This window comes from Streptomyces sulphureus DSM 40104 (assembly GCF_000381025.1).
GTDB classification, from domain to species: domain Bacteria; phylum Actinomycetota; class Actinomycetes; order Streptomycetales; family Streptomycetaceae; genus Streptomyces; species Streptomyces sulphureus.
In genome coordinates this window covers 312829-338416 of the sequence record NZ_KB905821.1, presented here as the reverse complement: position 1 = coordinate 338416, position 25588 = coordinate 312829, and the positions used below count along the sequence as shown (strand labels likewise).

Genomic DNA, 25588 nt, shown 5'->3' with positions numbered 1-25588 from the left:
TGAGCGCACGACCGCCGAGGGCAGGGCGGGCGCGAGAACGGCGACCGCAGGCGGTCAGGAGGTCACAATGCAGAGCACGGACGGGCAGGAGCCCATCGCCATCGTCGGAGCCGGCTGCCGCTTTCCCGGGGGAGTCGGGTCGCCCGGGGACTTCTGGCGGTTCATCGCTGAGGGGCGCTCCGCGATCGGGCCCGTTCCGGCCGATCGCTGGGACCCGGCCGCGCTACCCACTGGTGGCGCGGCGGGAGCGGGCTCGACGCACTGCTCCCATGGCGGCTTTCTGGACGACGTGACCGGTTTCGACGCCGACTTCTTCGGCATCGCGCCGCGTGAGGCCCGTCAAATGGACCCGCAGCAGCGGCTGTTGCTGGAAGTCTGCTGGGAGTCGCTCGCCCATGCCGGAATCCCGCCGAGCTCGCTGGAGGGCACCAGGACGTCCGTGCATTCCGGGGCGATCTCCAACGACTACCTGCTGATGCACAACCGGCAGGCGGGGCTGGGGGACATCGACCCGTGGTACGCGACGGGCAAGGAGTTCAGCTTCGGGCCCGGGCGTATCGCCTACCTGCTGGGCACCGCAGGGCCGGCGTTCGCGCTGAACGCCGCGTGCGCGTCCTCCCTCGTCGGGGTTCATCTGGCCTGCCTCGGCCTGCGGGCAGGGGACACCGACCTCGGACTGGTCGCGGCGAGCAGCCTGTTGCTCTCCCCCGAGCTGACCCTGTTCATGTCCCAGGTCGGTGCGCTCGCCCCGGACGGCCGGTGCAAGGTGTTCGACGCAAGCGCCGATGGCACTGTGCGGAGCGAAGGAGCCGCCTGCGTCGTACTCAAACGGCTCTCCGACGCGCTGGCCGACCGGGACCGGGTGCTCGCGGTGATCAGGGGCTCGGCGGTGAACCACAACGGCCGGAGCGCCGGTCTGACGGTTCCCAGCGGAGCGGCTCAGCGAGCGCTGATCGAAGAGGCCGTGGGCCGGGCGGGCGTCAGCCCTGGCGATATCGACTACCTGGAGGCGCACGGCACCGGCACGGCACTCGGCGACCCCGTGGAGATGGGCGCGGCGGCCGCCGCGCTCTCCGCCGTGGGGGAGCGGACGGACCCGCTGCTAGTGGGCTCGGTGAAGACCAACCTGGGGCACACCGACACGGTGGCCGGACTCGCCGGACTCCTGAAGGCGGCGCTGGTACTGGACAGCGGGAACGTGTCGCCGCACCTCCACCTCGACCGGCCGCATCCCGGAATCCGCTGGGACAACTGGCCGGTCGAGGTGCCCACGGAGCTGACACCGCTGAGCACCCGCTGCGGCCGGCCCCACCTCGCCGGGGTGAGCGCGTTCGGCCTGTCCGGGACCAACGCGCACGTCGTGCTCGAACAGGCCCCGCAGCGGCCCGCCCCGCGCGAGCAGTCCGAGCGGTCCCAGTGGCGGATTCTGCCGCTCTCGGCCCGTCGTCCGCGGGCGTTGGCCGAGCTCGCGGAACGCCACAGCGCCGCTCTCGGTGAGCTGGAAACCCCCACGGAGCTCACCGACTACACGCAGACCGCGGGGAGGTTCGCCGAGCACCACCAGGACCATCGGGCCTGCGTGGCCGGCCGGGACGCCGACGAGCTGCGGGAGCGGCTCGCGGAACTGGGCCCGGAGCTCGCCGAAGGGGAGGCCGAACGCCCGCGTTCCGGTGGCGTGGTGTTCGTCTGCTCCGGTCAGGGCCGGCAGTGGCCGGGGATGGCACGGGCCCTGCGAGCGGAGCCGGTCTTCGACGCCGCGCTCCGTGACGTGGACGAGCTGGTGCAGCAGCGGGCGGGCTGGTCGGTCCTCGGCGAACTGGCCGCCACCGCACCTCGGTTCGGTACCGATACCGAGTACACGCAGCCGGTGGTCTTCGCGTTGCAGGTGGCACTCGCCGCGCAATGGGAGAGCTGGGGCATCCGTCCGGACGCGGTGATCGGGCACTCCATGGGCGAGATCGCCGCCGCGTACCTCGGTGGCGCGCTGACCCTGTCGGAGGCTGTGGACGTCGTCGTCGCACGCGGCAGGCTGCTCGGCGAGTCTTCCGGCGGAGGCAGGATGCTCGCCGCCGAGATGCCCCTCACGGCGGCACGCGAGCTGTGCACGGACGAGGTCGGTATCGCCGCCGTCAACGCGGAGGAGTTCCTCGTCTTCTCCGGAACCCCGGCGGCTGTCGAGCGCGTGCGCGAGAGGCTCGTCGCCGACGGGGTCCGTGTCCGCGCCATGCCGGGCGAGTACGCGTTCCACAGCCCGGCCATGGCGCGGTATTCGGCGCCGCTCGCCGAGGCCGTCGCCCATCTGCGGCCGCGCCCGCCGCGCATTCCCGTCGTCACCACGACCCGTCCCGGTGCGCCGGTGGAGCAGTTCGGCCCGGACTACTGGGCCGCGAACGTCGTGGAACCCGTCAGCTTCGGCGCGGGCATGGGCGAACTGGTCGAGCAGGGGCACCGCGTCTTCGTGGAACTCGGGCCGCACCCGGTACTGAGGCGGCCCATCGTGGCCTGCCTCGGCGACGTCGAGGGGGTCGTCACCGGGTCGCTGCGCGCGGACACCGACGCGTACGCCACCATGCTGGGCGGGCTCGGCGAGCTGTACGCCGCGGGCCTGGACGTGACGTGGCCGAACGTCGGTGTGGAGACCGGCGAGCGCGCGGTCCTGCCGTCGTACCCGTGGCAGCGGGAGCACTTCTGGTTCTCCGCCTCGGAAGGCGCCCCGCAGGTGCCCGAGGCGCCCGCCGCGGTACCGCCGCGCGTTCCGGCGCCGCGCACCGGAGAGGCGCCTGCTCCGCGCACCGGCGAGGCGCCGCGCGGGACGCCGCGCGTGGCGGCCGACGCCGAGACGCTGGTCGCTGAGGCCGTCGGCACCGTTCTCGGGCTGCCGCCCAAGCGCGTCCGGCGCGGGCAGGGTTTCGCCGAGATGGGCATGGACTCCATCACGGCCGTGGAACTCGCCGGACTGCTCTCGGAGCGGTTCGCGAGACCGCTCAACGCCACGCTCACGTTCGACTACCCGACGGTGCGCGCGCTCGCGGAGTACCTGGGCAGTCCACCCCCTCCCGCCACCGCCGCCCCGGCTCCGGAGCCCGCCTCTGCTCCCGCTCGCGAGCCTGCCCGGGTCGGGGACGAGCGGCGCCAACCCCCGACGGGCGGCGACGCGGTGGCCGTCGTCGGGATGGGCTGCCGGCTGCCCGGCGGAGTGTTCGGCCCTGACGACCTGTGGCGGCTGCTCACCGAGAAGGCGGACGCCGTCGGAGACGCCCCCGAGGGCCGCTTCGCCGAGGGGGGCGTCTACCCGGGCGGCTACCTGGACGACGTGCTCGGTTTCGACGCCCGCTTCTTCCGGATATCGCCCAGGGAAGCCAGGGTGATGGACCCGCAGCAGCGGCTCTTCCTCGAAGTGGCCTGGGAGGCACTGGAGGACGCCGGGGTCACCGCGCCGGCGCTGGAGGGCAGCCAGACCGGGATCTTCGTCGGCATGAACTCCCACGACCACGCGGCCATGGCCAGCGCCGACCAGGACGCGGTGGACAGCTACTACGGAACGGGCAACTCCTTCTCCGGCAGCGCCGGGCGGCTGTCGTACTTTCTCGGCGCCCACGGCCCCAACCTGGCTGTCGACACCGCGTGTTCGTCGTCCCTGGTGGGGGTGCATCTCGCGGTGCAAAGTCTGCGAACCGGCGAGAGCGACCTCGCGCTCGCAGGCGGGGTGAACATCATCCTGCGGCCCACCATCCACCGGTCGAGCGAGGCCCTGGGCGCGCTCTCGCCCGAGGGCCGCTGCAAGAGCTTCGACGAATCGGCCGACGGCTACGTACGCGGCGAGGGCTGCGGGGCCGTGGTGCTGAAGCGGCTCTCCGACGCGGTCGCCGACGGGGACCGGGTGCACGCGGTGCTGCTCGGCACCGCCGTCAACTCGGACGGTGCGTCGAGCGGACTGACCGTGCCGAACGGCCTGGCGCAGCAGCGGGTGATCCGCAGCGCTCTGTCGGACGCCGCCGTCGACCCGGCGCGGATCGGCTATGTGGAGGCGCACGGCACCGGCACAGCGCTGGGGGACCCCATCGAACTGCGCGCGCTGGGCGCCGTGTTGGACACGCCGGAGCGGCGCGAGAACTGCCTGGTGGGATCGGTGAAGGCGAACATCGGCCACTTGGAGGCGGCGTCCGGGGTGGTGGGGCTGATCACGTCGGTCCTGGTCGTCGACCGTGCGCGGGCGCTGCCCCATCCGCACTTCACCCACCCGAGTTCCAAGATCCCCTGGGACGAGCTGCCGTTGACCGTGCCGCTGACCCCGAGCGAACTGGACCGGAACGGGCCGCGGCTGGCCGGCGTGAGTTCCTTCGGGTTCACCGGCACCAACGCGCACGTGGTGCTCAGCTCGGCCGAGCCCCCGGAGCCTCCCGCGGCGGACGGCACCGCCGCGTCGTCCCGGACCGCGCCGACGCTCGCCCTGCCCGTCTCCGCGCCCACCCGCTCCGGCGTGGCGGAACAGGCCCGTGTCCTCCGCGACGAACTGGTGGACCACCCCGAGGTAAGCGCCGTGGACGTGTGTTTCACGGCGGCCCGGCACCGCACCCAGTTCGAGCACCGGGCCGTCGCCGTCGGCGCCGACCGGGACGAACTCGTCGGCGCGCTCGACGCCATCGCCGTTGGCTCTCCGCCGGAGCACGGCATCGAGGTGGCCGGGACGGCGGACACCGACCAGGCCGGCCAGGACGACACCGTGGCGCTCGTCTGCTCCGGGCACGGCGGGTACTGGCCGGGCGTGGGCGCGGACCTGTACGCGGCCGAGGAGGTGTTCGCCGCCTCCGTCGACCGGTGCTCCGACGCGATGCAGCCGTACCTCGGCTGGTCCCCGGCCGAACGCGTCGCCGCCGGGAAGGCGATGGAGGTGGAGGAGGAGCAGCAGGCGCTGGTGTTCGTCCTCCAGGTGGCTCTCGCCGACCTCTGGTCCGCGCGTGGGGTCCGCCCCGCCGCCGTGGTCGGCCACTCGATGGGCGAGGTCGCGGCGGCCCACATCGCCGGGGCGCTCGATCTGGACAGTGCCGCGCGGCTGATGGCGTTGCGCTGCCGGCAGATCGGCAAGCTGATGGGCAAGGGCGGGATGGCGCTCATCGGTCTGGAAGCGGAGCAGACCGAGTCCGAGATCGCGGATGTGGGCGACAGGCTCTGGGTCTCGGTGGTCAACAGCTCGGCCTCCACCGTGGTGTCCGGCTACCCCGACGCCATCGAGACAGTGCTGCGACGGCTGCGTGCGCGCAACGTGTTCTGCCGTCCCATCAGCTCCGGTGCCGCCGGGCACTGTCCGGTCGCGGACGACCTCGCCGCCGACCTGGTCGGCGAGCTCGACTGGCTGCGGCCCGCCCGGCCGGACATCCCTTTCTACTCGGCGGTCACAGGGAGCCGTGAGGACCGGCTCGACGCCCGCTACTGGGGCCGCAACATCCGGGACCGGGTCCGGTTCGACCTGGCCGTACGCGCCTTGGCCGATGACGGGGTGTCCACCTTCGTCGAACTCTCCGCCCACCCGTTGCTGTCCACCTCGATCGAGCAGGAACTCGCCGCCGTCGGCGCGGAAGGGGTCGTGGTCGGTTCCCTGAGCAAGGACGGCCCGGAACGCACCGAGTTGAGCGTGAACGCCGCTCGGCTGCACGTGCGGGGCCGCGCCGTGGACCTCGGTGCGTCGCTGCCGGAGGCCCGCCGGGTCGGCCTTCCGCGCTACGCCTGGGAACACCGGACCTACCAGTTGGAGACCACCGCCCCGGCCGCCCCGGACCGCCGGGCCGACAGCGCCCGGCTGCTCGACAGTTGCGTCGAGTTCGACGGAGCCTGGCTCGCTCAGTCCACCGTCGACGCCGCGCTGCTCGCCGCGGTCGGTGCCACGGGTGACGGTGCGGCGGGCGACGGTGCCGACGTGGCCTGTCTGCCGAGCGTGCTGCTGGCCGCGGCACTGGCCTGTGGGCAGCGGCGGCACCCCGCTGCCGGGCTGACACTGCGCGACGTCCGGCTCATGGCGCCGCTGGTCGTCGGCCGGAGCGAGACCCACCACGCGCGGATCGCCCTGCGTGCCGCCGCCTCAGGCGCCTCCGCTTCCGACGGGGAAGCGGAACTGGTGATGCGGTCCACGGCCGCGGACGGCGAGCGGCCTCCGCGTACCCGTATGACCGCCCTGCTCAGCGCGGGAGGGGACCTGCGCGGCGCACGGCACGCGCCCGCCCCGGACGAGAGCAGTGGTGACAACGACGCGTCCGAGGGCGCTCCGGAGATGCCCGACGGCGTTTCCGGGCTGCCGGCGGGGCTGCGCTTCCTCCGGCTCCGGAGGGAGGCCGACGACCTGCTCCTCGACATCGAGGCCGAACACCGCACGGGCCCGCGCGGCCCGCACCATCCGGTCGCGGCCTGCTTCTGGGCGGCCGAGTTCGCGGCACGGCACCGGGGCGAGGGGGCCGCCCGGGAGGTGTCGGCCGTGGACAGCATCACCGTGGCGCCGCGTTTCGACGATCCGGAGGCGGCCGCCTGGACGCTGCGCGTCAGCGGCACCGCCCCGCGCGACGGCGCGGCGGACGTCACCCTCCACGACGAGGGTGGCCGGTGCCTGGTGCGGGCCGACGGGATACGGCTGTCCCGCACCAGCTCCGTCGTCCTCGACCCCGCCGAGCAGCGGCGGCTGGGCGAGGTCGTCTACCGCGATGTGTGGCGGGAGGCCCCGCCCGTCGAGACTTCCCCTTCCACCAGCGCGAACAGCGCTTCCGGGTCCTGGCTGATCGTCGGTGACCCGGACGGCATCGGGAGCGCGGTGCAGGACCGGCTGCAACAGCAGGGAACCGAGGCGGAGTTGCTCGCCACCGTCGACGGGCTGGGCCGGGTGGTCGCGGAACGGCTGCGCGGTACCGGGCTCGGGACCGTCCTCCACCTCGGGGCGCTCGCCGACCCCGAACCCGGGCAGGCGGCCTCCGCGGTCGCCGCCGTCCCGGAGCTGGCCGGGGCGCTGGCCGCGACCGCGGCGCGTACGGGGCCTCGCTGCCACTACGTCACCCGGGGCGCCTACGGGCAGGGGAGGGGCTCGGTCTCCTGGGCGCAGCGTGCGGTGTGGACGACCGCGCGCCGGTGTGCCATCGAGTACCCCCGCTCCTGGGGCGGTCTGCTCGACCTGGACCCGGTCGAACGGGACCGGTGGGTGCTGGCGGACCAGATCCTCGGACAGGTGCTCGCCGCGGACGGTGAGGACCACGTGTGTCTGCGCGGCGGGACCCGCTTCCTGCGTCGCATCGTCGCGGAACCCCAACCGCCCGCCGTGCGGACCCCGGAGGCGCTGGAAGCCGAGGCCACGTACCTGGTCGCCGAGGCGGGACCCGGCGTGGACGCCGCCGTCGCGGGCTGGCTCGCCGACCGGGGCGCCCGGAACATCACGCTCTGCGGCGCGGGGCAGCAGCCCCTGCCCGACACCTGCCTGGACGAGCTGCGTGCCCGGGGTGCGGAGGTCCGCTGCGAGCGGACCGACCTCACCGACGCCCACGCGGTCCAGTTCCTCGACGAGCGGTGCGCGGCCGAGGGCCGGCCCGTGCGTGGGGCCGTCTGGGCCGGTGCGGACTGGCGGCTGCGGGAGGACGGGGAGAACGCGGGACGTTCCGACGAGGCGCCGCCCGGTGCCGCGGGAGCGTGGAACCTTCACGAGCGGTGCGCCAGGCTGGACCTGTTCGTGGTCTTCAGCACCGCGGCGAGCTGCTGGGGCGCCCGTGACATCGGCGAACAGGCCGCCGAGGACGGGAAGTTGCGGGCACTCGTGGACCACCGGCTGCTCCGCGGAATGCCGGCCACCGGCGTCGCCTGGGCCCCCTGGGACGTGCCGCAACTGCTGGACGCCCACACCACCCGCAGCCTCGGCAGGATCGGCGTCCGTCCGCTCGCCGTGGACGAGGCCGTCGGCATCCTCGACCACCTGGTCGCGACGGACACACCCACGGCGATCGTGGTGGACGCGGACCGGCCGCTGCTGGTGGACATGTACGCGCAGGCAGGCCCGTGGCCGCTCTTCGCCGAACTCGCCGAGGCACCGGAGCGGCAGCCCGGCGCGGACGGGGCCGTCGAGCGGCTGGCACGGATGAGCTCCGAACAGCGCGTTCACCACCTGCTGTCGATGGTCCGTGAGGAACTGGCCGTGGTGCTCGGCATGGAGGAGCCGGAGGACATCGAGGCCGACTGGGGCTTCTTCGCCCTGGGGCTGAACTCCGTCGGTGCCCTGGAACTGAGGGTGCGGCTGCAGCGCGGCGTCGGCACCGAACTGCCGAGCACCGTGGCCTTCGACCACCCGACCCCGGCGGCGCTCGCGGCCGCGCTCGAAACCCACCTCGACATTGCACAGCCGGACACGGCGCCCGGACCGGAGCCGAGCAGGGGTGCGCCGGAAACGTCCGACGCCCCGGAGGACCCGCTCGCCCGGTTCGAGCGGGAGATGGCGGCAGCCGAGGCCGTGGCACGAAAGGAGAGCTGATGAGTCCGACGGCGAACGAGGAAGCCGACCTGCGGGGCAAGCTCGGCCAGGCACTGGACATGGTGGCCAGGCTGCGTGCTCAGGTGAACGAGCGGCAGCAGCCCGAGCCTGAGCCCATCGCGGTGGTGGGCATGTCCTGCCGCTTCCCGCAGGACGCGGACACCCCTGACCGGTTCTGGTCGATGCTGTCGGACGGGATCGACGCCACCTCGCCGTTCCCGGCCGAACGCGGTGACTTCGCCCCGTACTACGACCCCGACCCGTCCACTCCGGGGACGTGCTACGTCGACCGGGGCGCCTTCGTCTCCGGTATCGACCACTTCGACCCCGTTCCGTTCCGGATCTCGGGTGCCGAGGCACAGTCCATGGACCCGCAGCAGCGGGTGGTTCTGGAATCCTGCTGGGAGGCGCTGGAGGACTCCGGTCTGGCGCCCGACGGGCTCCAGGGAAGTCGGGCGGGCGTGTACGTCGGCGCCAGCACCAACGACTACGTGCGGATGCGCCAGGAGACCGGCGCGCTGGCCGACGCCGACTCCTACCAGCTTTTCGGCGAGGCCCAGATGATCGCCGGCCGCGTCTCCTACACCTTCGGCATGCGCGGGCCCGCGATGGTCGTCGACACGGCCTGCTCGTCCTCTCTGACGGCGGTGCACCTGGCCTGCCAGAGTCTGCGCACCGGCGAGACCGATCTGGCACTGGCCGGCGGGGTCAACGCACTGCTCTCGCCCTACCCGTTCGTCCTGGTCGCCAAGGCGGGCGCGCTCTCCCCGGACGGCAGGTGCAAGACGTTCGACGCCGCCGCCGACGGTTATGTACGCGGCGAGGGCTGCGGTGTGCTCGTCCTGAAGAGGCTGTCCGACGCGCAGGCCGCGGGGGACGACATCCGGGGCATCCTGAGCGCCACCGCCGTCAACCACGACGGCCGGTCCAGCGGTCTGACGGTGCCCAATGGCGAGGCCCAGCAGGAGGTCATCCGGGCCGCGCTCGACAGCGCGGGCCTGACCCCGGCACAGATCGGCTACGTCGAGGCGCACGGCACCGGGACCCCGCTGGGCGATCCCATCGAACTCCGCGCGCTGGACGCCGTATTGGGCAGGGGCCGGCCGGCCGACCGGCCGCTGCTGGTCGGCTCGGTGAAGACCAACATCGGCCACCTGGAGGCCGCCGCGGGCATCGCGGGACTCTTCAAGGCCCTGTTCTCCGTACGGTACGGCCGCGTTCCGGCACACCTGCACCTGAAGGAGCCCAACCCGAACCTGGACTGGGACAAGCTGGCGATCGAGGTGCCGACCACCGGCACACCGTTGCCGGAGGACGCGCGCCATGCCGGGGTGAGCTCCTTCGGGGCGAGCGGCACCAATGTGCACGTGATCGTGTCGGCCCCTCCGGAAGCCCCGCCAGAAGCCGCCCCCGGAGAGGCCGGCTCCGGGAAGCCCGGCCGGGACTTCCATCTGCTGCCGCTCTCCGCGCGCACCCCCGACGGGCTCCGTGAGCTGGTCGCGCGCTATGTCGACCAGGTGCCCGCCGGCACCGACCTCGGCGCGCTCTGCCGCACCGCGGCCACCGGCCGGACGCACAGCCCGCACCGGATCGCCGTGGTGGGCCGCAGCACCCAGGAGGTTCTCGGCGGGCTGCGCGGCTACTTGGCGGGAAGTCCCGACCCGTCCCTGCTCACCGGCACGATGGCACCGCGGCACCGCAACCGGGTGGCCTTCCTCTTCAGCGGGCTCGGAGCGCAGTACCCGCGAGTGGGTCAGGAACTGTACGCGCACGAACCGGCGTTCCGGGACGCGATGGATCGCTGCGCCGAGCTGTTCCGCGAACTGCTGGACCGCCCGCTGCTCGACATCCTCTTCGCGGACGACGACCCCGACCTGTACCGCACCCGGTACGCCCAGCCCGTGCTGTTCAGTGTCGAGTACGCGCTGGCCCAGCTCTGGCTGGCCTGGGGAGTCCGTCCCGCTGCGGTGCTCGGCCACAGCATCGGCGAGTACGCGGCCGCCTGCGTCGCCGGAGCGCTGTCCCTCCCGGACGCGGCCCGTCTCGTCGCGGCACGGGGCAGGCTGATGTCGGGCATCAGCGGCGGGGCGATGGTCTCGGTCTCGCTGCCGGAGGACGAGGTACGGGACGCGGTCGCCGACTCGTTCCCCGAACTCGACGTCGCCGCCGTCAACAGCCCAGGGGACACCGTGCTTTCCGGCCCGGCCGAAGCGGTGGACCGGTACATCAAGACACTCATGGACCGGGACATACGGCACACCCGGCTGCGGATCTCGACCCCGGGCCACTCGCGGATGCTCGACCCGATGCTGGCGTCGTTCCGCGCCGAGACAGCCGGGATCACCGTCCACGATCCCGTGATCCCGCTCGTCTCCAACCTGACCGGGGAGCTGCTGACCGGCGAACGGATGCGGGACGGCCACTACTTCGCCGACCATGCCCGGCATCCGGTGCGCTTCGCCGACGGCATGGCCACCCTCGCCGATCAGGGGCTGAGCACCTTCGTCGAGGTCGGGCCCGGGCGGGCCATGCTGGCCATGGGCAGCCGCTGTCTGGAGGAGAGCGACGGTGACCACCACTGGATCACCTCACTGCGGCACAACACCGGCGAGAGCGAGCAGATCCTGCGCGCGGCGGGGGAGTGCTACCTGCTCGGCACCTACCTCGGCTGGGAGCGGGTGTTCGAGTCCGTGCCCAAGCGCAGCATCTCCCTGCCCACCTCGCCGTTCCTCCGGCAGCGCTACTTCTTCGACCGCAGCGAGCCGGAGCCGGACACGGCCGACGGGGCGGCGCGAGAGCGGGCACGGGAGCGGCATCCGGTGCTGACCGCACTGCTCGCCGAGCCCTCCCGGGAGGAGCGGCACGCGCTGCTGCTGGACTATGTCTTCGGCTCCATCGCAGTGATGCTGCACCTCGAACGGGACGCCGTGTCCGGCGATTCGGACCTCATCGCGCTCGGTTTCGACTCGCTGATGGCGATGAACCTCATCGGCCGCTTCCGGCGGGATCTGGAGCTGTCCACCATCCACACCCGCAGGTTCTTCGAGATCTCGGCCGAGTTCTGGCACGAGCTGCTGCACGACCGGTTCGAGGCGGACCACAAGCCCGGTGACGGGAGGTGACTGCCGTGGGACAGCGGACCAGACGCGGGCGCCCGGCCGGGCATCCGGACACCGCGGGGGACGTGCTGAACGTGGCCCGCCGGCTGTTCGCCGAGTCCGGGTACCACGTGACGAGCGTCCGCGGGGTCGCCTCGGAGGCCGGAGTGGACGCGGCCGTCGTCCACTACTACTTCGGCACCAAGTCGGCGCTGTTCCGGGCGGCGGTGGGACTGGACGACGCTGCCGGGGTGGCCCCGCCGCCGCCCACCGGGCAGGACGACGAGGCACGCGCCGCCTACATCTGCGAGCACTTCACCCGGGTCTGGGAGTGCACGGCGTTACGCGAGCAGCTACTCGCCCTGCTGCGTTCCGTCGGAACCCACCGGGAGTCCGCTGAGGGCCTGCGGGGCTTCACCGACGGGCCGCTGTGGAACGCGCACAGCGCGGCGTGCAGCCGCAGTACCGAACTGGAAAAGAGCCTGGCCGCAGCCCAGTTGATCGGTGTCGCGCTGCTCCGCTACGTGGTCGGGGTCGACGCGCTGGTCCAGGTCTCCGCGGCCGAGCTGGCGAGCCGGCTGAGCCCGGTCGTTTCCTTCCACCTCACCCCGCAGGACACCCCGTCCTCCGGCCGTCGGTGAGGCGGACAACACCCGGGTGCGGATATCGGCACCAGGCCAACGAGAGGAAGGTATGAGCGAAGACATCGGAGTACAGCGCTGGCAGGTGGCGGTCCTGGGAACAGGACTCGCCGGTTCGGCCCTCGCAGCGATCCTCGCCCGTCAGGGCGTCCGGGTTCTCCTGCTCGACGAGCGGATACACCCGCGCTTCACCGTCGGGGAGACGGCCATCCCGCACACCTCGATGCTGTTCAGGATCCTCGGCGAGAGATACCAGGTTCCGGAACTGAGCAACCTGGCGGGATTCGAGGCGGTGACGTCCAAGGTCAGCAAGCAGGCCGGCCTTGGCCGCAGCATCGGCTTCGTCCACTACGGCGGCAACGGGGAGCAGAACCCGGCGCACCTCGCGCAGATCAGCGGACCCAGGCAACTCCCGCCGGAGGCCACCCTGTTCCGCCAGGACGTGGATGCCGGCCTGTTCCACGCCGCCATCGGCTACGGCGCGACCGCCAAGCAGGCCCGGAAGATCACCGAGGTGAAGTTGACGGACTACGGCGTCCACATCACCACGGCGCGCAACGAGATCTTCGAGGCCGAGTACGTGGTGGACACGTCAGGACCGGACTCGGCACTGGCGCGGGAAGTGGGGTCCGACACGGGCACCACCGAACTGCGCTGCGGCGCCCGTTCCGTGTACACCCACATGGTCAGGGCGGGGTCTTTCGACAGCGTCGCGGGCGAGGAGCGCAAGTCGCCCGTCGGCTGGGACACGGGCACCACCTACCACCTCTTCGACGGCGGGTACTTCTGGACCACCCCGTTCCACAACCACCGTCAGGCGGTCAACCTGGTGACCAGCGTGGGGTTCCAGGTGGACCCCGCACGCTTCCCCGCGACCGGGGACCCGCGCGCCGAGTTCACCGAGCTGCTGGACCGAGTGCCGCTGCTCCGGCAGCAGTTGGCCGACGCGGCGGCCGTGCAGCCCTACCGCACCACCGAGACCACGCACGCCGCACCGGTCACGGTGGGAGACAACTGGTGTCTGCTCGGTGAGGCGACGGGAGCCCCCGACGGACTGCTGAGCCGGTCGCTCACCTGCGACCTGGAGATGGTGAACGCGCTGGCACACCGTCTCATCGCGGCGGCGCGGCGCGCCGACTACCGCACGGAGCGGTTCGAGCCGGTTCAGCGGCTCTCCGCCGCGCTGCTGAACAGCACCGACACGATGAACCGGATGGTCTTCGACGCACTCGCCTCGCCCCCGCTGTTCACCGCGGTGCAGAAGGTGATCACTCTCGGCACCATGCTCGGAACCTTCCAACTGGGCCAGGGGCTCGGTCAACTGGCGAACACCGGCCGTAGCCCGCTGCTGCACGGGAGGGAGGAGAGCGAGTACCTCGGCAGCTATTTCACGGGGCACGCCGGATACGCAGCGCTGCTGGCCAAGGCGGCACGCCTGGCCGCGGACGCCGCGGCGGGCCGTGTGACCGGCGCCGTGGCGGCCGACCGCATCTTCCGGGAGGTCCGTGGCTGCGGCTTCGCCCCCCTGCCCTTCGGATTCGCCGACCCGCGGGCGCGGTTCTACGCCCCCGGCCCGAAGGAGGTCGCTGCGGTGCTGCGCTGGTCGCGGCGGGAGGCGGACCCCGACGTCGGAGCGCTGGTGCGCCAGTCGCTGCTGAACGTCCTGAACCCTCGGGAGCTGGCGCGGGCCACCGGGCCGCTGAAGAAGCTGGCCGGATTCCGCTGACGAGCCGGCGGACCGGGACGAGCTGACGGACCGGCACGGACAAGGAGACGACATGGAACAGGCGAAGACGAAGAAGCGCAGCTCCAAGGGCGGTGCTGCGGAGCACGACGTCATCATTCTCGGCGCGGGGATCGCCGGGTCGATGCTCGGCGCGATCCTGGCACGGCACGGGGCGAAGACGCTGCTCATCGACGCGGGCGCACATCCGAAGTTCGCGGTGGGGGAGTCCATGGTTCCCTACACCCTGCTCACCCTGCGATCGGTGTCGCGGCGCTACGACGTGCCGGAGATCGCCACGCTGTCCTCGTTCGACGACTGCATGAAGAACATCAACAGCAGCTTCGGCTGGAAGAAGAACTTCGGCTTCATCCGGCACGAGGAGGGCCAGGAACCGAATTGGTGGGAGGCGACCCAGTTCAACACCCCGGGTGTCTTCAACAAGACCGGGCACCTCTACCGGCAGGACACCGACGCGCACCTGTTCAACGTCGCGGTCAAGTACGGAGCGGAACCCCTCCTCGGCTACCTGGTGTCCGAGGTCGACATCGACGACGACAGGGTCGCTGTGCGCGGCTCGGACGGCAGTGAACACACCGCCCGCTACCTGGTCGACGCGAGCGGATTCCGTTCCCCCGTGGCGGAGAAATTCGGCCTGCGCGAGCAGCCCAGCCGACTGCGGCACCATTCGCGGTCGATCTTCAGCCACATGATCGGCGTGAAGCCGAGCGACGACGTGTTCTGGCACTCCGACGCGCAGCGACCGCCGGTCCGCTGGCACGACGGCACCATGCACCACCTCTTCGACCGGGGCTGGTTCTGGGTCATCCCGTTCAACAACAACCCGCACTCCTCCAACCCGCTGTGCAGCGTGGGCGTCACCATGGACGAGCGGGTCTACCCCAAGCCGGACGACATGACGGCCGAGGAGGAGTTCTGGTCCTGGGTGGACAAGTTCCCCGCCGTCCGACGGCAGTTCGCGGAGGCCCGTTCGGTGCGTGAGTGGGTCTCCACCGGCCGGCTCCAGTACTCCGCGACCAGTTCCGTCGGGCCCCGCTGGTGCCTGATGTCGCACGCTGCAGGGTTCATCGACCCGCTGTTCTCCCGCGGCATCTCGAACACCGCCGAGGTCATCAACGCGCTGAGCTGGCGGCTGCTGGCGGCGCTGCGGGACGACGAGTTCACCCGTGAGCGCTTCGAGTACGTCGAACGCCTGGAACAGGGGCTGCTGGACTTCAACGACGCCTTGGTCCGCGCCGCGTTCATCTCCTTCGACCACTACGAACTGTGGAGCGCGGTTTTCCGCATCTGGGCCTACGGCTCGGTGGTCGGCGCCAACCGCGTGCAGCAGGCGATGACCGCGGCCCACCGCACCCGCAGCGACGAGCCCTTCCTGGCGCTGGAGGACCCGCCGCACGTCGGGCTGTGGTGGCCGGACCATGACGAGTACCGGCGGGTGTTCGACCTGATGGTGCAGCAGACGGACGCGGTGGACGCGGGGACGGTCAGCCCCGACCAGGCCGCGGAAACCCTGTTCGCCGAGCTGAAGGCCGCCGACTGGATGCCGCCGTTCATGTTCCCGGACGTCGAGCACCGTTTCCTGCGGCCCACCAGCAAGACCCTCGCGCGCATGTTCTCCTGGGCCGCCTTCCAGGCCCCGGCTCAGGTCCGCGGGCTGTTCCTGGGACAGGCGCAGGAGGTGGGCCGTTCGCTGGCCGTCGGCCGCAAACCCTTCTGAGCGGCCCACCAGTCCGTGAGGCCCACCGTCCACTCCGTGACCGAGTCACCCGTCGAAGGCGTGATCATCCATGACCAGGCAGGCCGTCGTTCCAGCAGCCGACGATACGAACACCGCGGACGCCGCGTTCGCGAGCATCCTCTTCTCCCCCGAGGGGAACCAGAATCCGTACCCCTACTACCACACCCTGCGCGAGAGCAGCCCGGTTCATCAGAGCATCCTCGGGATGTGGGTGGTGACCCGGTACGACGATGTGCTCTCCACGCTCCGTGACAAGACCATCGGCAAGAACGTCGAGCGCTTCATGCAGGGCAGGTTCGGCGGCGACTGGTGGTCCCACGCCGCGCTCCGCCGGATGGGCACGTCGCTGCTGTGGGCCAACCCGCCCATGCACACCCGCCTTCGCCGCCTCGCCAACCAGAGCTTCACGGCAGCAGTGGTGGCCGCGCAGCGCGAACGGATCGTCCGGCTGCTGGACGACCTCCTCGACCCGATCGCCGAGGCGGGCGGCGGCGACATCGTCAACGACGTGGCGTACCCGCTGCCGCTCTCGGTGGTGGCGACCCTGCTGGGAATGCCGCTGGAAGACGCCCCCCTGATGCGCGAACCCATGCGCAACTTCCAGCGTACGTTTGAACTCGGTCTGACTGCCCAGGAGTTGGCGGCGGCCGATGTCGGAGCGCAGTTCTCCGACGACTACTTCACCGAGATGATCGAGCGGAAGCGGCGCGAGCCCGGTGATGACCTGGCCTCCTCCCTCATCCAGGTCTCCGACGCGGACGGAGAAGCGCTGAGCCCCATCGAGCTCGTCGGGGTGTGCAACATGATCATCGGCGCCGGCTTCGAGACCACGACCCACACGTTGGGGAACGGACTGCGCGCGCTCCTGAAGAACCCCGATCAGATGAGCCTCCTGAGAGCTCGCCCGGAGCTCCTGGAAGGGGCCGTCGAAGAGGTGCTGCGCTACGACGCACCGGTGCAGATGGCACCGCGGATGCTCGACGAACCGCGAGTGATCGGCGGAGTCGAGATTCCCGCGCCCGCGCAGCTCATGCTGGCCATCGGCGCCGCCAACTACGATCCGACCCACTTCACCGAGCCCGACGAGTTCCGGATCACCCGTGACGAGTCGCCGGCGATCTCGTTCGGGGCGGGTATCCACACCTGTCTCGGCTGGCGTCTCGCCAAGCTCCAGGCCGAGGTCTTCTATTCGACCCTGCTGCGGCGCTTCCCGCAGATGGAGCTGGCCGTCGAACCGGTGTACCGGCCCAGGGCGACGCTCCGCGGTCTGGAGTCGCTCCACATCTCCGTCACCAACTCCTGAGGGGTAGCCGCCATGACCGACACCGACACGAAGACCGAGCAGCGGCAACGATTCCTCTCCGAGGAGTACTTCGCCGCGTTCCGTACGGCCGTCGACGCGCTGCCCGAGAACCCGCGGGCCAACGTCGACGTGCAGTACACCGTCACCGGGGGCCCGGAAGGCGAGGTGACCTACTGCCTGAGTATCCGCGGGGGGAGGATCGAACGCGCCTGGCTGGGCGCGGCCGAGGAGCCCGACCTGCGGATCAGCGTCGACTACCGCGACCTGGTCGAGCTGCACACAGGCGAACAGCACGCCGCTTCCGCGTTCCTCAAGGGCACCATGCGAGTGGACGGGGACAAGGCCAAGCTGCTGGAACTGATGCTGGTGCTCCAGACCGCCGTCTACCAGGAGGTGATGCGGGACCTCTGCGGGCGGACCGCCTTCTGAGGGCCGTTCTCCGACCGGAACCGCGGCGTGCCCCTTCTCTCCTCGCAGTAGGAGAGAAGGGGCACGCCGCGTGCTGCGCGGAGTCGTCGGGCGGGGGCCCGCCGTGGACGCCGGGGGTGGCGGTGCCGCCTCAGCCGGCGGGCCGGTTGGCGGGGACCGGCTCCTCGGTGTGGAGCCTCGTGTAGCGCCCGGAGAAGAAGGCCAGCGGCCGCCGGCCCTCCCACTGGACCTCGTGGTCGCGCACGCGGCCCAGCACGATGATGTGGTCGCCCGCCTCTATCTGCTCTTCCAGCTCACAGTCCAGGTAGGCCAGGGCGTCGGTGAGCAGCGGGGCGCCGGTCTGTCCGCGATGGAAGGTGAGCCCGCCGGCCCGTTCCTCGGCGGGACGGGAGAACTGCCGGGACACGGCCTCCTGGCTCTCGTCCAGGATGTTCACCCCGAACGCGCCCGCCTGCGCGAACGCCTGGCGGACCCGGGACGAACGGTGCACGCAGAAGAGCACCAGGGGCGGGTTCAGCGAGACCGAGGTGAACGAGTTGGCGGTGAGCCCGACCGGCCCGTCCGGTCCCGCTGCCGTCACCGCCACCACGCCGGTGACGAATCGACCGAGTACATCGCGCAGGCATCGGGTGTCAGCCATCGAAAACGCCTACCTCGTCACCTCGTCGGAGTTCCACTTCGGCTCGGACGTCACGTTAGGCGCCGGCCGCGCGCGGCGCGTCCTACCCGCTGCTGAACCCGGCAGCCCCTGGGACGGCCCGTCTCCTCATTTCGTACGAGCCGCGAGCTCACGAGCCATGGCCGTGGCCGGACGAAGACCGCGTTGACTAATTACTGAGCGCCCATTAATTTAATGCCCATGGTGCATGAAGACAGACCCAAGCGTGGTCCGGGCCGGCCCCGGCGGGAGGAGATGCCGAACACCCGGGAGCGGCTGCTGGACGCTGCCCTCGAACTGTTCGCGCAGCACGGGTTCGAGGGGACTTCGCTGCGCCAGATCGGGGCGGAGGTCGGCGTGCGGAACAGCGCGATCTACGCACACTTCGAGAGCAAGCAGCAGATGTTCGACGCCCTGATGGACTCGGCGGGCCTGCTCGACCTGCGGCTCCTGGGCTTCGGGGACGAAGTGCTGGCGCAAGCCGATCCGGCGGTGGTGCTGCCCGATCTCGTGCAGCGGATCATGCTGGCCTTCGACGCACCGCGTGCCCGTTGCTTTGCCAGCGTGATGATGCGCGAGGGGCTGTTCGGCGCCGCCGCGGGCAGCAGAAGCCTCGCCGAGTCCGTCGCCGAAGTGCAGGCGCAACTGCACGAGCCGGTCCGTGTCTGGTCGAAGGCCGGGCTGTTGCGCAGGGACGTCGACCCGGAGCACCTGGTGTGGGAGCTGCTGGCGCCGCTCGCCCAGGCCCGGTTCGTGTATCTGCACGCGCAGGCATCCGAGGCCGACCGGCGCCGCGGTATCGAACTGGCCGCCAAGCACGCCCAGTTCTTCGTGACCTGCTGTGTGCAAGAGGGAGAGGCCGCGGCGGACGGTCCCGGCACCTGACGCCGCGCACCGCCCATGACGATCCGATCCACCGAGTACACCGAGGAGTGAGAGATGAGAGACCCGGCCAGCGAACCAATCGCCGGCACGGAGTCGCCCGAGGAATCGGCGGCGATCACCCTGGACGACGTCTGGGTCCGCTTCGGCAAGCCGGCCGACCCGGTCATCGCCGCACGTGAGCTCACCCTGCGCATCCCGCGCGGCAAGATCTTCTGTCTGCTGGGCCCCAACGGTTCCGGGAAGACGACGGCCATCAACCTGATCAGCGGGCTGCTGTCGCCCAGCCAGGGCCAGGTGCGGGTGTTCGGGCACACGCCGGACAAGGACCGCACCCGGACCCTGAGCAAGATCGCCGTCGTCCCGCAGGAGACCACGCTCTACGACAGCCTGGACGCCCGGGAGAACCTGTTCTTCCACGGGCACTACTACGGCGTGGACTCCGCCCGGTTACCCGGGCTGGTGGACCACGTGATCGATCTGGTGCAGCTCACCGACCGGGCCAAGCACCGGGTGGGGACCTACTCCGGCGGTATGCAGCGCCGGCTCACCCTCGCCCGCGCGCTGCTGACCGAACCCGAGGCGCTTCTTCTGGACGAGCCGACGCTCGGCGTCGACGTCCAGTCCCGGCGGGCGCTGTGGGACCGCATTCGGGAGTTGGCGGACGGCGGCATGAGTGTCCTGCTGACCACCAACTACATGGAGGAGGCCGAGGAGCTGGCCGACTACATCACCATCCTCGACCACGGCCGGAAGGTCGTCGACGGCACCCTGGACGAGCTGCGGGCACGCGTGGCCGAGCAGCGGCTGCTGCTCCACTTCGACGCCGCGGACGTCGCCGACCAGGCGGCGGCGAGTCTTTCCCGCGCCTCCCGTCCCGGTGGTGAAGCGGACGCCACCGTGGAAGTCGCGCTGAACGACCCCAAGGAGGCGATGCGGGTCGTCAGCAGTCTCCGGGAGAACGGCTCACTGGGCGACAGGCTCGAGGGGTTCGAGTGGTCCGAACCCAACCTTCAGGACGTGTTCTTGCAGTTCACCGGACGCGCGCTGCGTGACTGACCTGAAGGGGGCAATCAATGTTCAAGGCCACGCGTGCGCTGGTCGCCAAGGATCTGCTGGTCTCCCGGCGCAACCCGGTCTTTTTCTTGCTCGGCGTGGTCGTCCCGCTGATGTTCGTTCTGCTCTACGCGTTCATCGTGGGGGCGGCCACCACCGCGCCGATCGGATTCGCGGTCGAGTCCCAGGGGCCGCAGACGCAGAAATTCATGCAGACCATCCGTTCCATGCAGTCCGAAGACGGCGACGCCTGGGAGATCAGGACGACCGATCCAGACGAGGCGCGGAAGCTGTACGAGAGCGGGGAGACGGTGGGCGTCATCACCATCCCCGCCTCCTTCGAGTCCGACATGGAAAAGGGCAGGGCGAAGACCGAGGTTCTCACCCGGAACATCAACTCGGACATCACCAAGAACCTCAACCTGCGCATGCAGGACGCCATCGGAATGGTCCAACAGGCAGAAGACTCCGACCATTTGGTTGCGGTGAAGGAGCAGAACCGCTGGTCGACCGATATGAGCTTCACGCGGTACATGGGTGCGAGCCTGCTGATGTTCGCCATTCTGTACGCGTCGATGGTGAACACCGGGACCTTGATCGCCAGAGAGTGGGAGGAGCGCACCGCGAAGACCCTGGTGCTCTCGCCCAAGGGGTGGTGGCCGCTGGTGATCGGCAAGTGGCTGACGGCGTTCATCCAGACGGCGATCACCATGGTGCTGGTGGGCGGGGTGCTCTGGCTCGCGCTTGACTATCCCGTGCACAGACTCGGCCCCGGGAGCTGGGGGCCGTTGCTGCTGTTCTTCCTCTACGGGTCGGCTTTGGGCGTGCTGCTCGGCGTCGCGCTGCGGCGGTCGCTGCCTCTTGTCCCGATCGCTGCGGTGGTGACCCTTGTCCACTTCCTGGTGTTCGGCTTCGAGTCGTACATGCGCGGCTACGCGCATGAGGGGCTCGTCGAGTTCCTCTGGTGGTGTGCCCGGTTCTGGCCGGTGAGCTCGGCGATCGACCAGATCCGTTACGCGGTCGAGGGGCTCGAGCCCTACTACTCCCAGTCCCACTACCTGCTCTGGCTCTCCGCGGTGATCGTGGCGCTGGTCGGCGCGGCGATCGCGGTCCTGCGTAAGCGGATTCGCTTCACCCAGGGGCAGTGAGCGCCGTGGCAGTGAGGACACAAGGGGAGAAAGGACACCGGAAGATGACCGTGTCGCGCGCGTTCCTCGCGGTGCACAAACGCAACCTTGCGCTGCTTCGCCGACAGAAGTCCCTGTTGATCCAGGCGGCCATTGTCCCGATCGCGATGCTCATCCTGTCCACATTGGTGTACGGCGGATTCGGCGACGCCTATGCGATCGGGGTGGTGAACCAGTCGGACAGCAAGGCGGCGCAGAAACTCGAACAGCAGCTCCACGACGCGGAGTCGGACATCACCCCGCTGTTCGACGTGGTCACCGACGACTACGACGAGGCGCGCTCCTTGGTCGACAGGGGGCGGCTCCACACGGTGGTCGTCATACCGCCGGACTATTCCTCCAACTACCGCCTGGAGGTCCGGAATTACAACGTGAACACGGATGCCATGAAGAACACCAAGGGGCGTTTGCAGCTGGTGCTGAACCAGGCCGACGTTCCCGGTGCGGAGCTGCGCATCACGAACGAGATGGAAGGCGCCCAGCCGCACGACGTGTGGAGATCGGCGTATCTCGGTGGCTCCGCCGTGCTGTTGGCGCTCTTCTTCGGTGCCATGCTCATCGCCGCCAACCTCTTCCTGCTGGAGCGGGAGAACTCCACACACAAGGAGATCATGCTCACCCCGCTCAACCCGGTGGTGGCGGGCCTCGCCAACGTGCTCTCGGCGCTGGTGGTGAGTACGGGACTCTCGCTCGTCCCGCTCGGTCTGTCCTACTGGATGGCGGAGTTCAAGGCCGACTTCTGGCACGTGCTCATGACGTATGTCGGCATGCTTCCGGTCATGGTGGCGTGCGCCGGGCTCGGGATCTTCGCGGGGCACTTCCTGAAATCCTTCCGGGCCGCCCAGCCGATCATCACCATCGGCGCCATGACCACGTTCTTCGTCAGCGGCGGGTTCAACCTGGTCGGCTATCTCCCGCCTGCCGCACGGGCGTTCAGCGAGTGGTGGCCGTTCTCCCGGATCTTCAGTTGGTTCAACCCGCTCCTGCACGGTTTCGACGGCCTCGGGACCGGAAAGATCGTCGCGCTGCTCGTCGCCGCGGTGATCGGCGTCCTGCTGGTCCACTGGGCCTACGTGCTGGAACGCCGAAGCAGGGAAGCCCGCAAGATGTGAGCGGGGCGTAGGCCGCCGGGAGGGGGAGGGGTGCGGGGCGCGAGGTACGGGGAGGCAACCCCCGCGCCCCGCACAGCGCCTTCCGATACATCCGCGAGTGCCCCCGCCGTACATTCGCAGGAGGCGGAGGCCGTGACCCGCGGCTGTCCACAGCAGTCAGGTGGTCCGCCGTCCGCCGGGCGGCGACGAGTGGCGTCGTCCCCGGCACGCAGACGAAAGCACCCTCCTGCGTGCACGGACGGAAGCTTCCCCTCCCCATACCGTTTCCGTAGCCCGCAACAGGGTTACGTGCCTTCGGAGTTGTGCGCTCGCTCGCGGCGGCCCTTTTTCAGCCCACCGGCGCGGCAGTGCGCTCTTCCGGGTCCGCGACGTCGTGCCCGCTGCTCGCCCCCCGGTGGCGCAGTCCGGCGAGGGCGACCAGTGCCAGACCTGCCGCTGCCCACAGGGAGAGCACCAGGACGGGGCCGCCCGCGGCGTTGCCGTCGAAGAACGAGACCGACCTCAGCAGCGAGGAGCCCGCGCCCGGTTGCAGCCACTGTCCGATGGCCCCCATGGGTGCAGGCAGCATCTCGGGGGCGGAGGTGGCTCCGGAGAAGGGGTTGCCGAGGATGGCCAGTGCGGCTCCGAGACCGAGTCCGGCCGGTCCGACCAGCCTGGCGAGTCCGGCCACGACGGAGCTGATCGAGAGGGCCATCAGCGCGAGGGCTCCCGCCTCGGCCCACCAGCCGCCGCTCAGCACGCCGATCCAGTTGTGCATGATGAGGTTGCCGACGAGCCCGGTCATCGCGGAGGCGCCCAGCAGCGCGACCGACGCACGGACTCCCCGCAGCCCGAAGGTGAAGGTCAGAACACCGGCGGCCACTCCGGCGATGGTGATGGGCAGGGTGCTGATGCCGAAGCCCGCTCCCCGTGAGTCGCCCTCGGGCGCCGCGACCACGTCCGTCATCGGCAGCCCGGCCTTTTCGGGATGCTGCTTGTCGAACATGGCCTTCAGCGACTGGGTGGTCACAGGGCTCGCGGCGCTCGCCGTCAGGCCCTTGGGGCCTTTCGGGGTGACCACGACGGCCAGATAGATGTCGCGTTCCTTGATGGCCTCTCGCGCGGCGGCCTCGTCTTGGTAGCTGTGCACCTCGAAGGCGTCGCCGGACTGGCTGAGGTTCTTCTCGATCGGGGCGGTGGCGGCGGCGGGCCCGGCCACACCGATCGGAACCTCGCGTGAGGCCGAAGCGGCCGAGGGCCAGACGAACGCCCAGAGCGCGACGCTGAGAATCACCGGCACGAGGCCGAGGATCGCGACCAGGGCGCGACCCGGTGTGAGCGGGGCGCGGGCGGTGGGGTGCGTGGACATCGTGACTCCCTTTAAAGAAAGATCGTTCGTTTTTCGCGTCTCATCGTTGCGCAGCTCCTCCTGTTCGGCAAGGACGAATGTTCGTTTTACATTGGGGTCATGGCTCGTGTATCGCAGGAACATCTAGACGCCCGCCGCCGTCAGATCCTCGTCGGGGCGCGGCGCTGCTTCACCCGGAACGGCTTCCACGCGACCTCGATGCAGGACGTTCTCGCCGAGGTCGGGCTCTCGGCAGGCGCCGTCTACCGCTACTTCCGGGGGAAGGACGAGATCGTCGCCGTCATTGTCGGGGAGGTGCTGGAGTCCGTGCGGCAGTCCTACGTCGCGGTCGCCGACGCCGACCCGCCACCGCCGCCGGACACGGTCGTGGCTTCGGTGTTCCAGCGCATGCGGGAGACGATCGGGGAGGTGTGGGACGAGTCCCCCGGTCTCCCGCAGCTACTGATCCAGGTCTGGAGCGAGTCCCTGCGCAACCAGAAGTTCGCGGACACGCTCAACGAGGGGTACCAGCGGATGTGCGAGGAGTGGGTCCTGCTCGTCCGCCGCTATCAGGCGCACGGCTGGGTGTGCCCGGAGGCCGACGCCGAGAACGTGGCGCGCGTCTTCGTGGCGATGATGCAGGGCTACTTCGTGCAGGTCGCGCTCATCAGCCGCTGGGACCCCGACGACTTCGTGGCCGGGCTGAGTTCGCTCGTCTCCATGTCGTTGCCGCGGCCCCGCGCGTGACCTCCCCGGGTCGGTCGGACGTGTTCACCGTGGGGGGTCGAGCCGGGAATCCGAGGACAACACCGCCCGCTGCAACTCGTGGATCTTCGACGACGGTTCGAGGCCCAACGTCGAGACCAGGTACGTGCGTAGCTGGTGGAAGACCTCCAACGCCTGTGCGCGGCGCCCGGACCGGTACAGGGCGATCATGAACAGCCCGTGCAGCGTCTCGTTCGTCGGGTGCTGTTCGACCAGTGCCGTCAACTCGCCCAGCACGTTGCGGTGGTGGCCCAGCCAGAGGTCGGTGGCCACACGCTGCTCCAGCATGCTCAGCCGCTCCTCCTCCAGCCGCTTTTTGTGCACCGAGAGCAGCGGACCTGTCGGCACATTCGACAGTGCGGCCCCTTTCCAGAGCTTCAGCGCCTCGTGGAACTGCGGCGCCGCGCGCTGCAGAGCGCCGGACGTGTATGCCAGCCGCGCCTGCTCGGCCTTCGCCCGGAAGCGGACGAGGTCCAGATCGGCGGAGCCGAGCTCGAAGCGGTACCCGCCGGGTTCCGTCACGAGGTGGTGCGCGGCCACCTCGGCGCGTGGGATGCCGAGCGCGCGGGTCAGTGCCGTCCGAAGCTGCAGGACGTACGTCTGGACGGTCGTCAGGGCGCTTGTGGGCGGATCGCCCGCCCACAGCTCCTCCAAGAGCGAGTCCACGCTGACGGCCTGACCGAGTTGCAGGAGCAGGAGTGCCAGGACCTTGCGGGTCTTCTTCGCCGTCGGCAGATAGGAGACACCGTCCTGGGCGAGCGCTAACGGCCCGAGCAGATCGATCTTCACTGATACCCCCGTGACTCGTGAAACGTACGGACCGTTCGGTGCTGAACGGCCGATGGCGTGCGTACACCCGCGCTGCCGTTGTGCGCTGTCCCGGCACGAGTCCTCCCGCGGGCCGTCGGCCCCGCACGTGTGACCACGAACGCTCCGGCCGGACGGCCGGAGCGGGAAGGGCAGGCCGACAACCGCAGGCAGAGCGCTGTGATCAGCGAAGTGGCGGGATGCTGCCGGCGCGCGGGAAAACCTCAGCGGGCCGGGTGACTCTCCGGGCGACTTGCCCGTGCGTCGGGCGCGGGCATCCGAGCCGTCACGTCACGGCGCCCGAGGGCGTGCGCTCGCGTCTCGCCGCTGACTTTCCACCATGTCCCCGG

Annotated in this window: 15 protein-coding genes; 12 read left to right on the top strand and 3 right to left on the bottom strand. The window is 70.5% G+C overall.

All coding sequences use genetic code 11. The annotated features are described in order from the left end of the window. The first annotated feature begins 67 nt into the window (after positions 1 to 67). The 7 genes from F603_RS32760 to F603_RS32745 all read left to right on the top strand — a co-directional run bounded on the left by F603_RS32760 (position 68) and on the right by F603_RS32745 (position 17444). Positions 68 to 8491, top strand: a complete 8424-nt coding sequence (locus tag F603_RS32760) for a type I polyketide synthase (RefSeq protein WP_019548501.1) — start codon at positions 68 to 70, stop codon at positions 8489 to 8491. Continuing rightward, positions 8491 to 11613 carry a type I polyketide synthase gene (locus F603_RS32755; protein ID WP_019548500.1) on the top strand — a complete coding sequence of 1041 codons (3123 nt, stop codon included), beginning with the start codon at positions 8491 to 8493 and terminating at the stop codon, positions 11611 to 11613. The genes F603_RS32760 and F603_RS32755 overlap by 1 nt, the downstream gene beginning before the upstream one ends. A 5-nt stretch (positions 11614 to 11618) precedes the next feature. Then, a complete protein-coding gene (locus F603_RS0124065) occupies positions 11619 to 12230 on the top strand; it encodes a TetR/AcrR family transcriptional regulator (RefSeq protein ID WP_019548499.1) in 612 nt (203 codons plus the stop codon). A gap of 52 nt (positions 12231 to 12282) precedes the next feature. After that, positions 12283 to 13956, top strand: a complete 1674-nt coding sequence (locus F603_RS0124060; RefSeq protein ID WP_019548498.1) for an NAD(P)/FAD-dependent oxidoreductase — start codon at positions 12283 to 12285, stop codon at positions 13954 to 13956. A 52-nt stretch (positions 13957 to 14008) separates the two neighbouring features. Beyond that, the gene (locus F603_RS0124055; RefSeq protein ID WP_019548497.1) at positions 14009 to 15691 is read left to right on the top strand and encodes an NAD(P)/FAD-dependent oxidoreductase; all 1683 of its coding nucleotides are present in this window, start codon (positions 14009 to 14011) and stop codon (positions 15689 to 15691) included. 70 nt (positions 15692 to 15761) lie between these two features. Continuing rightward, positions 15762 to 17015, top strand: a complete 1254-nt coding sequence (locus F603_RS32750; RefSeq protein ID WP_019548496.1) for a cytochrome P450 — start codon at positions 15762 to 15764, stop codon at positions 17013 to 17015. Between the two features lie 12 nt (positions 17016 to 17027). Then, complete coding sequence (locus F603_RS32745; RefSeq protein ID WP_019548495.1) at positions 17028 to 17444, top strand: SCP2 sterol-binding domain-containing protein; 417 nt, start codon at positions 17028 to 17030, stop codon at positions 17442 to 17444. 130 nt (positions 17445 to 17574) lie between these two features. Here F603_RS32745 and F603_RS32740 read toward each other — a convergent pair whose 3' ends face one another. Then, the gene (locus tag F603_RS32740) at positions 17575 to 18084 is read right to left on the bottom strand and encodes a flavin reductase family protein (RefSeq protein ID WP_019548494.1); all 510 of its coding nucleotides are present in this window, start codon (positions 18082 to 18084) and stop codon (positions 17575 to 17577) included. Between the two features lie 273 nt (positions 18085 to 18357). Between F603_RS32740 and F603_RS0124035 the strand changes: the two genes are divergently transcribed. From F603_RS0124035 to F603_RS0124020, 4 genes are read left to right on the top strand one after another with little or no spacing between them, the layout of a single operon-like run. Continuing rightward, a complete protein-coding gene (locus tag F603_RS0124035; protein ID WP_019548493.1) occupies positions 18358 to 18987 on the top strand; it encodes a TetR/AcrR family transcriptional regulator in 630 nt (209 codons plus the stop codon). Positions 18988 to 19041: 54 nt separating this feature from the next. Further along, a complete protein-coding gene (locus tag F603_RS0124030) occupies positions 19042 to 20043 on the top strand; it encodes an ABC transporter ATP-binding protein (protein WP_019548492.1) in 1002 nt (333 codons plus the stop codon). A 17-nt stretch (positions 20044 to 20060) separates the two neighbouring features. Then, the gene (locus F603_RS0124025) at positions 20061 to 21188 is read left to right on the top strand and encodes an ABC transporter permease (protein WP_019548491.1); all 1128 of its coding nucleotides are present in this window, start codon (positions 20061 to 20063) and stop codon (positions 21186 to 21188) included. A 44-nt stretch (positions 21189 to 21232) separates the two neighbouring features. Then, positions 21233 to 22339 (top strand): ABC transporter permease, encoded by a 1107-nt coding sequence (locus tag F603_RS0124020; protein ID WP_019548490.1) that lies wholly within the window; start codon positions 21233 to 21235, stop codon positions 22337 to 22339. Between the two features lie 328 nt (positions 22340 to 22667). On the opposite strand, the gene F603_RS0124015 is transcribed toward F603_RS0124020, so the two are convergent. Beyond that, on the bottom strand, positions 22668 to 23687 hold the full coding sequence (locus tag F603_RS0124015) for an ABC transporter permease (protein WP_019548489.1): 1020 nt from the start codon (positions 23685 to 23687) through the stop codon (positions 22668 to 22670). Positions 23688 to 23786: 99 nt separating this feature from the next. Here F603_RS0124015 and F603_RS0124010 point away from each other — a divergent pair, with 99 nt between their 5' ends. Next, entirely contained in the window at positions 23787 to 24413 is a 627-nt protein-coding gene (locus F603_RS0124010; RefSeq protein WP_019548488.1) for a TetR/AcrR family transcriptional regulator, read from the top strand. Positions 24414 to 24437: 24 nt separating this feature from the next. On the opposite strand, the gene F603_RS0124005 is transcribed toward F603_RS0124010, so the two are convergent. Next, the gene (locus tag F603_RS0124005) at positions 24438 to 25220 is read right to left on the bottom strand and encodes an AfsR/SARP family transcriptional regulator (protein ID WP_019548487.1); all 783 of its coding nucleotides are present in this window, start codon (positions 25218 to 25220) and stop codon (positions 24438 to 24440) included. Between the last annotated feature and the right edge of the window lie 368 nt (positions 25221 to 25588).